Origin of the sequence: Streptomyces sp. NPDC087440 (assembly GCF_044744005.1) — a bacterium.
Lineage (GTDB): Bacteria > Actinomycetota > Actinomycetes > Streptomycetales > Streptomycetaceae > Streptomyces.
Window position 1 is genome coordinate 70803 of record NZ_JBIUXN010000022.1, and the last position, 12182, is coordinate 82984.

Consider the following 12182-nt stretch of genomic DNA (forward strand, 5'->3'; position numbering starts at 1 on the left):
TTAGGTGAAGGGGCGGGGCTGGGGACCCCTTGCCCCGGCGGGGCAGAGCTGCGACTGTCCAGCGCCGGGAGGCGAGCCGGGGCCCCTTTGGACGGGCGTCCGGCACAGGGGCGCGGCCAGGGGCGGCACCCGGGTGGGCCGGGAGCGGGAGGGGCCGCCCCCTTGCCCGCCCGTCCCGCCCCCGGGGGGCGGCCCCGCCGCCCAAGGGGGCTACGGGGAAGGCGGCGCTTCGTACCCGACCGGGAGGTCAGGAGGCTTGGGCGGAGGGGGTGGTGTGGTGGCTTATGTGCAGGTCACCGGAGTCACCGAACGTAAGGCGGCACGTGTCGGCCCGGTACGTGGCCACCGAGACCGCCGCCGTCCCACCCCCCGCGAAGTACCGCGTGGTGACGACCAGCACCGGAGCCCCGGGCAGCCGGTCCAGTTCCCTGGCGTCGTCGGCCCGCGCCGAGCCCAGCTCGACGGCACGGTCCTGCCCCTCCAGCCCGAGCCGCTGCAGTTCACGCAGCACCGTACGCGCGCGGACCTGCCCCGACGGGGCGTCCAGGGAGGGGAGTTCGGGCACGGAGGCCACGGGCACGTAGAGCAGTTCGGCCGCGACCGGCTGCCCGTGTGTCATGCGGGTGCGCCGCACCACGTGCAGCTCGTCCCCCACGGGAATCCCCAGCATGCGGCTCACGGCGGCCGGCGGCACCGCGGGCGTGGAGTCGACGGGCACCCAGGCGTCGTCGGCCGTGCCCGGCCAGGAGTGCTGGGAAGTCGACACGTCGACACCCATGCGGGGCGGCGCGACCGTGGTGCCCACACCCCGGCGGCGCTGGAGGCGGCCCTCCAGCTCCAGCTGCTCCAGGGCCTGGCGGAGCGTGGCCCGGGCGACGCCGAAGCGGGCGGCGAGCTCGCGCTCGTTGGGGAGGATCTCGCCGACCGAGAAGTCGGAGTCGAGTGCCTCGCTGAGCACGGTCTTGAGGTGCCAGTACTTCGGCTCCGGCACCGTTTCGAGCTGCGTGGTCCCCACCCTGATCCTCCGCAATCGCCGCGTCCCCCGCGGCATTCCGAGACGTCCGCCAAGACGCCGTTCCGCGCCCTTGTTTATTAAAGGTCCTTGCACTAACTCTGCGACCATAGGTCCGCCCCCCTACTTGGTCAAGACCAATCCGCTTTCCTTTACGGAGGTTATGGAAGCCGGGGAGCGAATTGGGCGTAGGCCACGGACCGTTCACGAAGCCGCAAACTGCCCCGCATCCGAGGGGCGGATACGGGGCAGCGGGACGTACGGGTAATCCGGGGCGAGAAATCCGGAAGAGCCTATTCCGGCGCGAGTGCGGAGAGTTTGTCGGGATTGCGCATGATGTAGACGGTCCGAATGAGCCCGTCGGCGACGTCCAGCTGGAAGACCGAGTCCACTTCCCCGTCCACCGCCGTCACCATCGCGGGCCCGCCGTTGAGTTCGACGAAACGGAACTCCGTACCCGGGACCACCTTCTTCGCCACCCCCAGCAGGAAGCGCGCCACCTTGTCCGCGCTCTCCACGACCCGCAGCGAGAGCCGTGCCTTGCCGCCGCCGTCGCCGACCAGCCGCGCCTCGGGGGCCAGCAGCGCGAGCAGGTCGCCAAGGTCGCCCCCGGTCGCGGCGGCGAGGAACCGTTCGGTGAGGTCGCGGCGCTCGGCCGGGTCCACGTCGAAGCGCGGCTTGCGCTCCTCCACGTGCTTGCGCGCACGGCCCGCGAGCTGGCGCACCGCCGCGTCCGACTTGTCGAGTGCGGCGGCGATCTCCCCGTACGGGAATCCGAAGGCCTCGCGCAGGACGAACACGGCGCGTTCCAGCGGCGAGAGCGATTCGAGGACGACCAGGACGGCGAGGGACACGGACTCGGCGAGGACGGCGTGTTCGGCGGTGTCGGGGACGCCCGCGCCGAAGTCGGTGGCCAGCGGCTCCGGCAGCCAGGGGCCGACGTACGCCTCGCGGCGCGACTGCACGTGCCGCAGCCGGTCGATGGCCAGGCGGGTGGTGATCCGTACGAGATAGGCCCGGGGGTTGCGGACCTCCTCCCGGACCGCCTCGCGGGTCTCCTCCCCGGCCCGCTCGCGACCCGCCGACGACCAGCGCAGCCACGCCTCCTGCACCACGTCCTCGGCGTCGGCGACCCGGCCCAGCATGCGGTAGGCGACGCCGGTCAGGACGGGGCGGTGCTCCTCGAAGAGCGTGGCGATGTCGGGGGCTGTCTCGGTGATCATCGGTCCATCCCAGCCCACGGACGACGCGCTGTCCAGGGCGGACGGGCGCGGCGTGGCCCACACTCTTGAACTCCAAGCTACTGAAGGGTAGTTGTTGCTGACAGAGTGTCTAAGGCTTTCCCCGCCCCCCCTGCCCCCCCCTCCCCCGACCCCCCGAGGAGTCCCCCCATGACCGCCACCGTCACCTTCGCCGTCGAGTCCCCCGGCGGCCCGCGCACCGCGTCCGTCACGTACGAGCGCCGCGGGCGGGGCGAGCCGCTGCTCCTGCTGCACGGCATCGGCCACCACTGGCAGGCCTGGGAGCCGGTGCTGTCCGCGCTGGCGGCGGAGCGCGACGTGATAGCCGTCGACCTGCCCGGGTTCGGGGCCTCGCCGTCCCTGCCTGACGGTGTGTCGTACGACCTGGAGTCGGTGGTGCCCGTACTGGGTGCGCTCTGCCGGGAGTTGGGGGTGGACCGGCCGCACGTCGCCGGGAACTCCCTCGGCGGGCTGCTCGCCCTGGAGATGGGCCGGAAGGGGCTGGCGCGGTCGGTGACGGCGCTGTCGCCCGCGGGCTTCTGGACGCAGGCCGAGCGGCGGTACGCGTTCGGGACGCTGCGCGGGATGCGGGTGGCGGCGAAGGCCATGCCGCTGCCGCTGATCGAGCGGCTGTCCCGGAGCGAGGCCGGACGCACCGTGCTGACCAGCACGATCTACGCCAAGCCGGGGCGGCGCACGCCGGAGGCGGTCGTCGCGGAGACTCTCGCGCTGCGCGGGGCCACCGGCTTCGAGCCGACGCTGGCGACGGGGCTGAGCGTGCAGTTCCGGGACGACGTGCGGGACGTGCCGGTGACGGTGGCGTGGGGGACGAAGGACCGGCTGCTGGTGCGGCGGCAGGGGGTGCGGGCGAAGGGGATCATCCCGGGGGCCCGGCTGGTCCGGCTGCCGGGGTGCGGGCACGTGCCGATGAACGACGACCCGGCGGCGGTGGCGCGAGTCATTCTCGACACGAGCCGCTGAGGCCGGGGGGGCTTCCGACAACCAATCACTTTCCAAAGTGGAAAGTACATGGCACCCTGACAACAACACCGATTGCACCGGACGTTGGGGGAACCATGAGTGAATACACGGACGCGGTCGCGGCGTTGCGGCGGGCGGAGCAGATGGAGGGCGACGCCCGGCGCGGCAGCAACTGGTACGCGCGCTACCTCCTGGTCTTCGGCATCGCCCAGTTCGGCTTCATCCCCCTGGTCGTGCTGTGGCACGGCGCCCTGGCCACCGGCGTCACGATGGGCGCGTACGCGATGATGATCGTCCTGCTGAGCGTGTACGCGGCCCGGCAGCGGACGGCACGGCGCAACTTCGGCCTCCGGCACGGCCTGCTGATCGCCGCCTGGAGCCTGCTCTACGCGGCGACGATCGTGCTGCACAGCCGGGACGGGTGGCCGGACAGCGTGCCGCTCGCCGTCGGGGGCGCCCTGGCCTGCGCGCTGCCCCTACTGGTGGGGGCAGCGCTGGAACTGCGGAGGACGGCATGACCGAGCACAAGGCCGGAGCGCACCCCCGGCACGCGCTGGCGCCGCTGCTGACCTCGCCGGTGCGGCTGTCCGTGGTGGCGGCGCTCGCCCCTCTCGACAAGGCCGACTTCGCCTTCGTGCGCGACCTCGTGGAGGTGTCCGACTCCGTGCTCTCCAAGCAGGTGGCGGCGCTGGAGGAGGCCGGGTGGGTGACCGTCACCAAGGGGCGCGTCGAGCGCAGGCCCCGGACGTGGCTCGCGCTCACGAAGGAGGGGCGTGCGGTGTACGGACGCCACCTGGACGCCCTGCGGGCCATCGCGGGCGGCCAGGGGCTTGACACTCCCGCCTGACCTGGGCGAACGTATCCCGCCACGGGATCGGTCAGCTCAGGTCGGCCGTCACCAAAAAGTGCGGCGAAACGACCAGAAGCACACTTAACCCATCAGTCACAAACCGTTCGTGATCACGCAACACCGCTGAGCAAGAGTGCTGCCATGACGGACACGAATTGCCCTGCGGCAAGCACCTCCAAGGCCACCAAGCCCCGGCCCCGCCACCACTGGCGGCGCGACCTCGTCGAGCTGGCGGCGCTCTTCACGGCGGTGGCGGTCGCCGACTCGATCGCGAACATGATCGTGCACGGTCCCGAAGGACCCGTGCTGCTCATCGCCTCGGCCGTGGCGCTCGCCGCCACCGCCGGGTTCCACACCTGGTGGGCACGCAAGCACGGGCACGCGCCCCCACCGGCGCCGCCGACCGACCCCGGGGCGACCGACGCCCCCGCGGCGCCCATCTCCGCCGAGGAGTCCGGGCCCGCCGAGGCCCGCGAGACCGCGCTCTGGCGGATGCGCACCACCGTCAAGGACGAGCCCGGCTCGCTGGCCGCGCTGTGCACCGTCCTGGCCCGGCTGGAGGTCGACATCCTCACCCTCCAGACGCACCCGCTGGGCGACGGCACCGTGGACGAGTTCCTGCTCAGGGCGCCCGCCGGGGTGCAGATCCGGGACCTGTCCCGGGAGGTCGCGGCCATAGGGGCCAAGGACACCTGGCTGGAGCGGGCCGACGCGCACGACCTGGTGGACGCGCCGACCCGGGTGCTGGGTCTGGCCACCCGCACCGCGCTCGACGCCGCCGAACTGCCGCTCGCACTGCGGCAGTTGCTCGGCCGGTGCACCATCCACTCGCTGCCCGCGACCACCCTCACCGGGCGGCCGTCCGGACACACGACGCCCGTGGAGGGCGTACTCGAAGGGACGGTCATGCGGCTCGGCCACCCGTCGGGCGGGTCGATCACCGTGGAGCGGCCGTACCTGCCGTTCACGCCGACCGAGTTCGCGCGGGCACGGGCGCTGGTGGAGCTGGACGCGCGGCTCGGGCCCCGGGTGCCGCGCAGCCAGGACGTGCTGACGCTGCCCGAGGGCAACGCCATCACCGTGCGCCGGGCCGGACCCGACGACCTCGAAGCGGCGCTCGCCATGCACGAGCGCTGCTCGGAGCGGACGCTGGGCCTGCGCTACCACGGCCCCGTCGCCGACGCCGACCGCTATCTGACCCACCTGCTCAGCCCCCGTTACGGCCGCACGCTGGCCGTGCAGACCGCGTCCGGGCGGCTCGTCGCCCTCGGCCACCTGCTGTGGGACGGCGACGAGACCGAGGTGGCGCTGATCGTCGAGGACGCCTGGCAGCGCCGGGGCATCGGCTCCGAACTGCTCAACCGGCTGGTGGCACTGGCCGCCGAGGCCGACTGCGAGAGCGTCTACGCCGTCACCCAGGCGTCCAACACCGGGATGGTCGCCGCGATGCGGGGTCTCGAACTGCCCCTGGACTACCAGATCGAGGAGGGCACGCTCGTGGTGACGGCGCGACTCGGCGGGGTGCCTACGCCGGTACGCCCTGGGACCGGGCAGCAGGCCGAAGGCCTGCCGTACGTGCCTCGGTCCGACCGGAGCTGAGCGCCGGGCGGTCGGCCGGCTCCGGTACGGAACCGGCCGCCGCCAGGGCCTCGCACAGGTCGCGCCACAGGTCCTCGACATCCTCCAGGCCGACCGACATGCGCAGCAACCGGTCGCTGACGCCCGCCGAGCGCCGGTCCCCCTCGGCCACGATCCGGTGGCTGATGGAGGCCGGGTGCTGGATCAGGGTGTCGACGCTGCCGAGGCTGACGGCCGGGGTGATCAGGCGGACGCCCGAGATCACCGCGTGCGGGTCCCCGTACACCTCGAAGGCGACCATCGCGCCGCCCAGTGCGGGGTAGTGGACGCGGGCCACGCGCGGGTCGGCGGTGAGGCGGCGGGCCAGCTCGGCGGCGTTCGCAGCGGCGGCCTTCATCCGTACCGGAAGTGTGGACAGGCCGCGCAGCAGGAGGTATCCGGCGAGCGGGTGCAGCACGCCGCCGGTGGCGAAGCGCACCTGCCGCAACTGCCGTGCGAACTCCTCGTCGCAGGCCACCACACCGGCCAGCACGTCACCGTGCCCGCCCAGGTACTTGGTCGCGCTGTGCAGGACGAGACGTGCCCCGTGCTCGACGGGACGCTGGAGCACGGGCGTCGCGAAGGTGCTGTCGACCAGCAGCGGCACCGAGCCGCAGGCCCGTGCGACGGCCTCGATGTCGATCTCTGCGAGGGTCGGGTTGGCGGGGGTCTCGACCATGACGAGTCCGGTGTCGGGCCGGATCGCCCCGGCGATGCCCGCCGGGTCGGTGCGGTCGACCCAGGTCACCTCGGTGCCCAGCAGCCCGGCCGTGAGCAGGTGGTCGCTGCATCCGTACAGCGGGCGCACCGCCACCACGTGCCGCAGCCCCGCCGACGCCCGTACGAGCAGGACGGCGGTCAGCGCGGCCATGCCGCTGGCGAATGCCACGGAGGCGTCCGTCCCTTCGAGCCGGGCGAGCGCCTCCTCGAAGCGGGCGGTCGTCGGGTTGTCGAGACGGGCGTACACCGGCGGCCCCTCGGGGAGTTCGCCGGTCGCGGCGAAGGCGTCGATGCGGGCGGCCTCTGCACGGCTGTCGTGGGAGGGGTACGTCGTCGAGAGGTCGAGCGGCACGGCGTGCACACCCAGCGCGGCGAGGTCCTCGCGGCCGGCGTGGACGGCGTGGGTGGCGAGGGCCCGGGGTGCGGGGTGCGCGGAGGTGGCTGCCCGGGGTGCGGGCGAGGATGCGGGGGTCATGCTGCGCAGTCTGAACAACCACCGGACTCCGGCGGTGAACTCCCGTGCTACGTTCGGCCCATGGCTGAATCCGTCGTACTGGACACGGTCGATCTGCACATTCTGCGCCTGCTGCAGAACGACGCCCGGACGACGTACCGCGACCTCGCCGCCGAGGTCGGCGTCGCCCCCTCCACCTGCCTGGACCGGGTGACCAGGCTCCGCCGCTCCGGTGTGATCCTGGGCCACCAGCTGCGGCTGGACCCGGCAAAGCTGGGGCGCGGCATCGAGGCCCTGCTGCTGGTCCAGGTGCGCCCGCACCGGCGCGAACTGATCGGCCCGTTCGTGGAGCGGATCCGAGCACTGCCCGAGTCGCGGGCGCTGTTCCACCTCACCGGGCCGGACGACTACCTGGTGCAGGTGGCGGTGGCGGACGCCGCCGACCTCCAGCGCCTCGTCCTGGACGAGTTCACCTCCCGGCGCGAGGTGGCCCGGGTGGAGACCCGGCTGATCTTCCAGCAGTGGGACTGCGGGCCCCTGCTGCCCCCGGCGTCCGCCCAGGTCACCGGGCGACAGGGGTCCGCCGCAGAACGCTAGTGACGCGGACCCCCTCTTCGTACGAGGATGTCCGCATGTCAGACAACAGCACCCTTCGCACCCCGCTCCCGCGCGAGGTCGCCGACGCGTACGTCGACGCCCTGATCGCGCTCGACCCCGTCATCGGCACCAGCCTCGGCGTCCGGGCGAGCAACCGCTCCCTCCCCGACTACTCCCCCGAGGGCCGTCAGGCCGTCGCCGAGCTGGCCCGGCACACCCTCGCCGTCCTGGACGAGGCGGAGCAGCGGCCGGAGGCGGACACCGAGGCCGAGCGGCGCTGCGGGCGGCTGCTGCGCGAGCGGCTGACCGCCGAACTCGCGGTGCACGCGGCGCAGGAGGACCTGCGCGCGGTCAGCAACATCCACTCCCCCGCGCACACCATCCGCGAGGTGTTCACCCTCAACCCGACCGAGACCGACGAGGACTGGGCGGACATCGCCGAGCGCCTGCGCGGTGTCCCGGCGGCCTTCGAGGGCTACCGGAAGTGCCTGGAACTCGGCCTGGAGCAGGGTCTGCTGGGCGGCCCGCGTCCCACCGCCACGTTCGTCGAGCAGCTCACCGAGTGGGCCGGCGAGGAGCGCGGCTGGTTCGAGGAGTTCGCGGCGGGCGGCCCCGAGTCGCTGCGCGCGGAGCTGGACGAGGCGGCCCGTGCGGCGACCGCCTCGGTGGTGGCGCTGCGCGACTGGGTGCGGGACGTGTACGCACCGGCCGTCAAGGACGCGCCCGACGCCGTGGGCCGTCAGCGGTACGCGGTGTGGTCGCGCGCGTTCAACGGCGCCGACCTGGACCTGGACGAGGCGTACGCCTACGGCTGGGCCGAGTACCACCGTCTGCTCGCCGAGATGAAGACCGAGGCCGAGAAGGTCCTCCCGGGCGCCGAGACCCCGTGGGCCGCGCTCGCCTGGCTGGACGAGAACGGCACCCACATCGAGGGCGTCGAGGAAGTCCGGGTCTGGCTCCAGGGCCTGATGGACGAGGCGATCGAGTCCCTCGACGGCACCCACTTCGACCTCGCCGAGCGGGTCAAGAAGGTGGAGTCCCGCATCGCCCCGCCCGGCGGCGCTGCGGCCCCGTACTACACGAACCCCTCCGAGGACTTCTCCCGCCCGGGCATCACCTGGCTGCCCACCATGGGCGAGACCCGGTTCCCGGTGTACGACCTGGTGTCGACCTGGTACCACGAGGGCGTCCCGGGCCACCACCTCCAGCTCGCACAGTGGACGCACGTCGCCGACCAGCTCTCCCGCTACCAGGCCTCCGTCGGCCTGGTCAGCGCCAACGCCGAGGGCTGGGCGCTGTACGCGGAGCGTCTGATGGACGAGCTGGGCTTCCTGAAGAACGCCGAGCAGCGGCTCGGCTACCTGGACGCCCAGATGATGCGCTCGACGCGGATCATCGTGGACATCGGCATGCACCTGGAGCTGGAGATTCCGGCGGACTCGCCGTTCCACCCGGGCGAGCGGTGGACGCCGGACCTGGCGCAGGAGTTCTTCGGGCTGCACAGCGGGCGTCCGGCGGACTTCGTGGAGAGCGAGCTGACCCGCTACCTGTCCATGCCGGGCCAGGCCATCGGCTACAAGCTGGGCGAGCGCGCCTGGCTGAAGGGCCGCGAGAACGCGCGGGCCGCGCACGGGGAGTCCTTCGACCTGAAGGCGTGGCACATGGCGGCGCTGTCGCAGGGGTCGCTGGGCCTGGACGACCTGGTGGACGAGCTGTCGAAGCTCTGAGTCGGTGAAGAGGGGGCGGGGGCTCCGGCCTCCGCCCCCCTTCTGTTGAGTAACGGGGTTACTGTGCAGGCGAGTTGGCTGATGTGCTCCGATCCGCTGTCGGGTCGGCGGGTCGATCCGGCGTTCGCCGGGGAGGCGGCGGTCGTACGGGACCTGGGCGGGCCGGTGGCGCTGCTGGACCACGACGCACTGCTCGCCGGGGACCCCGGGGCGGCGCTGGCGCGGGTGCCGCGCGGGTCGGGGGCGTACTGGTACCGGGGGTGGATGATTCCCGTACGGCGGTACGCGGAGTTGGCGCGCGGCCTGGAGGAGCGCGGCTGCACCCTGCTGACCGGGGCTGACGCGTACCGGACGGCACATGAACTGCCGGGCTGGTACGAGGAGTTCGCCGACGTGACCCCGCGCAGCGTCTGGCAGGGGTGCCCGCCGGGAGCGCCGCCCCGAGGGACTGAACTGGCCGCGCTCGTCGGCCCGTTGCGGGCGGGCCCCGCCGTGGTGAAGGACTTCGTCAAGTCCCGCAAGCACGAGTGGCACGAGGCCTGCTTCGTGCCCGAACTCCGGGACACAGCAGCCCTGTCGGCCGTCGTGGACCGTCTCTTCGCGCTCCAGGAGGATTCGCTCGCGGGCGGTCTGGTGGTACGGGAGTTCGAGGCCTTCGTACGGGGTGGGGAGGCCCGGGTGTGGTGGGTGGACGGGGAGGCGGTGCTGGTCACCGCGCATCCCGATGCCCCCGGCGCTGCTCCTGAGCCGGACCTCACGGCGGTGCGCCCGGCGGTGCGGGCGCTCGGCTGCCGGTGGGTGACCACCGATCTCGCCCTGCGCGAGGACGGGGTGTGGCGGGTCGTGGAGGTCGGGGACGGGCAGGTCAGCGGGCTGCCCGAAGGGGCCGACGCCCGGGGGCTGTTCGAGGTGCTGGGCGCGGCGGTCAGCCCCGGCGGAAGCCGCCCTCCGAGTCGATGACCCGGCCCGTGACCCAGACTGCCTCGTCGGTGGCCAGCCAGGCGAGCAGGCGGGCCGGGTCGTCCGGCACGCCCCAGCGGCCCGCCGGGAACATCGACGCGATGGCGTCGTGGACCTCCCCCGACAGGTAACCGGTGTCGACCGGGCCCGGGTTGACCGCGTTCACGGTGACCCCGAGGTCGGCGAAGGTGGTGGCCAGGCTCCGGGTGGCCGAGGCGAGGGCGCCCTTGGCGAGGGCGTAGGCCAGTTCGCCGGGCATGCCGCCGCCTTGGTCCTGGCCCGAGGTCATCAGGAGGAGACGGCCGCCGGGGGCGGGCGTCGGCTGTGCGGTGCGCAGGCGGGCATAGGCCTGGGCGAGCAGGATCACGGAGCGGGTGTTGGTGGCCCAGTGGGCGTCGAGCATCGCCGCGTCGATCTGGTCGAGGGTGCCGTCGGAGCCGCTGAGGGCGTGGTTGGCGACGAGGATGTCCAGGCGTCCGCCGAGTGCTGCGGCGGCGGTGGCGACCAGGGCGGCGGGGGCCTCGGGGTCGGTCAGGTCGCCGGGGCCGTGGGCGACGACCGCCGCGGGGTCGCTGCGGGCTTCGCGGACGCCCGCGGCCACTCCTTCGGGGCCTTCGGGGTCCGCGCCCCACGGCTGGGCGGCGTCGTGCGGGACGTGGTGGTGCAGGTAGACGCTGGCTCCGTACGCGGCGAGCCGCCGGGCCACCGCGTACCCGATGCCGTCGCGCCTGCTGGCTCCGGTGACGAGGGCGGTGCGGCCGAGGAGGGGGCGCGGGTCGCGTCGGAGGTCTTCGGGGGCGGGGTGCTGGATCGGGGGCATGGTCCCGAATGCTCCCCGAGGGGGTGCCTCCTGCACCACCGGATTCCCTGCCGCAGCAGGTGGGTTCAGCAGCCGCAGTCGTCGGAGTCGACCGGGGCGGTCAGCGGGTCGGCCGTGGGGGTCACCGGCCCCTCCCAGGTCTCGTACGCGAAACCCTCGCGGATCCAGTACTCCATGCCGCCGAGCATCTCCTTGACCTGGTAGCCGAGTTGGGCCAGGGCGAGGGCTGCGCGGGTGGCGCCGTTGCAGCCGGGGCCCCAGCAGTAGGTGACGACGGGGACGTCCTTGGCGAGGAGGCGTTCGGCCTGCTCGGGGACGAGGGCGGTCGGCAGGTGCACGGCGCCGGGGACGTGGCCCTGGTCCCAGGAGGCGGTGTTGCGGGAGTCGATCACGACGAAGCCGGGGTCACCGCCCGTCTCGCGGGCGGCGGCGAGGGCGGCGGCGACGTCGGAGACGTCCGCGTGGAAGGCAAGGCTGGCACCGAAGTACGCGGCGGCAGCGGCGGGGGACTCAGGCGGGACCCGCAGGACGGCGTTGGGGGCGGGGTGCGCGGTGGCGGTCGTCGGGGTGCCCGTCGTGACGGTCGTCGGGGCGGTCGTCGGGGTGTCCGTCGGGGTGCTCGTGGCGTTGTTCGTCATGGCCAGAAATCTACGGTTGATGATCATCGCGCTGAAGTGGATTCCCCCGGGACATCTCTTGATCTGCCGGTGATTCCCCTGTTGTCTGTGCGCATGACCGGATATTCACCGGACGCCACCGACTGGCGCATCCTGGAAGCCCTGCAGCGTGAAGGCCGTGCCACGTTCGCCGAGTTGGCGCGGACCGTCTCGATGTCGTCGAGCGCGGTGACCGAGCGCGTGCGCCGCCTGGAGGAGGCGGGGGTGATCTCGGGGTACGCCGCCGTGGTCGAGCCGGAGCGGATCGGCATGCCGATCCTCGCCTTCGTGCGGCTGCGCTACCCGCATGGCAACTACAAGCCCTTCCACGACCTCCTGGACGTGACGCCGGAGGTGCTGGAGGCGCACCACGTGACCGGTGACGACTGCTTCGTGCTGAAGGTCGCCGCGCGGTCGATGCAGCACCTGGAGGAGGTGTCCGGGCGGATCGGGGCGCTCGGCTCGGTGACGACCAGCGTGGTGTACTCCTCGCCGCTGACGCGCCGGGCCATCAGCCGCTGAGGCTCACGCGTCGATCCCCCTGGGG

General features: G+C 73.1%; 13 protein-coding genes. 8 read left to right on the top strand and 5 right to left on the bottom strand.

Features of this window, described 5'->3' with window-relative positions; all coding sequences use genetic code 11:
- Window positions 1–247 precede the first annotated feature (247 nt).
- Together ACIO3O_RS33600 and ACIO3O_RS33605 are read right to left on the bottom strand one after the other, a co-directional pair.
- Window positions 248–1015, bottom strand: a complete 768-nt coding sequence (locus ACIO3O_RS33600; RefSeq protein ID WP_401752516.1) for a GntR family transcriptional regulator — start codon at window positions 1013–1015, stop codon at window positions 248–250.
- Between the two features lie 290 nt (window positions 1016–1305).
- Complete coding sequence (locus ACIO3O_RS33605) at window positions 1306–2235, bottom strand: RNA polymerase sigma-70 factor (RefSeq protein WP_401752518.1); 930 nt, start codon at window positions 2233–2235, stop codon at window positions 1306–1308.
- A gap of 168 nt (window positions 2236–2403) precedes the next feature.
- Between ACIO3O_RS33605 and ACIO3O_RS33610 the strand changes: the two genes are divergently transcribed.
- The 4 genes from ACIO3O_RS33610 to ACIO3O_RS33625 all read left to right on the top strand — a co-directional run bounded on the left by ACIO3O_RS33610 (window position 2404) and on the right by ACIO3O_RS33625 (window position 5683).
- Complete coding sequence (locus ACIO3O_RS33610; protein ID WP_401752520.1) at window positions 2404–3234, top strand: alpha/beta fold hydrolase; 831 nt, start codon at window positions 2404–2406, stop codon at window positions 3232–3234.
- Window positions 3235–3329: 95 nt separating this feature from the next.
- Entirely contained in the window at window positions 3330–3752 is a 423-nt protein-coding gene (locus ACIO3O_RS33615) for a hypothetical protein (RefSeq protein WP_401752521.1), read from the top strand.
- Window positions 3749–4081, top strand: coding sequence for a winged helix-turn-helix domain-containing protein (locus tag ACIO3O_RS33620; protein ID WP_401752523.1), 333 nt, complete (start codon window positions 3749–3751; stop codon window positions 4079–4081). The genes ACIO3O_RS33615 and ACIO3O_RS33620 overlap by 4 nt, the downstream gene beginning before the upstream one ends.
- A 144-nt stretch (window positions 4082–4225) precedes the next feature.
- Entirely contained in the window at window positions 4226–5683 is a 1458-nt protein-coding gene (locus ACIO3O_RS33625) for a GNAT family N-acetyltransferase (RefSeq protein ID WP_401752525.1), read from the top strand.
- Here the strand turns inward: ACIO3O_RS33625 and ACIO3O_RS33630 are convergent.
- Window positions 5610–6896, bottom strand: a complete 1287-nt coding sequence (locus tag ACIO3O_RS33630; protein WP_401752527.1) for a trans-sulfuration enzyme family protein — start codon at window positions 6894–6896, stop codon at window positions 5610–5612. The two genes, ACIO3O_RS33625 and ACIO3O_RS33630, sit on opposite strands and share 74 nt — an antisense overlap.
- Before the next feature lie 60 nt (window positions 6897–6956).
- Between ACIO3O_RS33630 and ACIO3O_RS33635 the strand changes: the two genes are divergently transcribed.
- From ACIO3O_RS33635 to ACIO3O_RS33645, 3 genes are all read left to right on the top strand, one after another.
- On the top strand, window positions 6957–7472 hold the full coding sequence (locus ACIO3O_RS33635) for an Lrp/AsnC family transcriptional regulator (protein WP_401752529.1): 516 nt from the start codon (window positions 6957–6959) through the stop codon (window positions 7470–7472).
- A gap of 35 nt (window positions 7473–7507) precedes the next feature.
- Window positions 7508–9199, top strand: a complete 1692-nt coding sequence (locus tag ACIO3O_RS33640) for a DUF885 domain-containing protein (protein ID WP_401752531.1) — start codon at window positions 7508–7510, stop codon at window positions 9197–9199.
- A gap of 81 nt (window positions 9200–9280) precedes the next feature.
- Complete coding sequence (locus tag ACIO3O_RS33645; RefSeq protein WP_401752532.1) at window positions 9281–10159, top strand: ATP-grasp domain-containing protein; 879 nt, start codon at window positions 9281–9283, stop codon at window positions 10157–10159.
- Here ACIO3O_RS33645 and ACIO3O_RS33650 read toward each other — a convergent pair.
- Complete coding sequence (locus tag ACIO3O_RS33650; RefSeq protein ID WP_401752534.1) at window positions 10125–10979, bottom strand: SDR family oxidoreductase; 855 nt, start codon at window positions 10977–10979, stop codon at window positions 10125–10127. The genes ACIO3O_RS33645 and ACIO3O_RS33650 overlap by 35 nt on opposite strands.
- Window positions 10980–11044: 65 nt before the next feature.
- Entirely contained in the window at window positions 11045–11617 is a 573-nt protein-coding gene (locus tag ACIO3O_RS33655; RefSeq protein ID WP_401752536.1) for a rhodanese-like domain-containing protein, read from the bottom strand.
- Between the two features lie 93 nt (window positions 11618–11710).
- Here ACIO3O_RS33655 and ACIO3O_RS33660 point away from each other — a divergent pair, with 93 nt between their 5' ends.
- Complete coding sequence (locus ACIO3O_RS33660) at window positions 11711–12157, top strand: Lrp/AsnC family transcriptional regulator (RefSeq protein ID WP_401752538.1); 447 nt, start codon at window positions 11711–11713, stop codon at window positions 12155–12157.
- Window positions 12158–12182 lie beyond the last annotated feature (25 nt).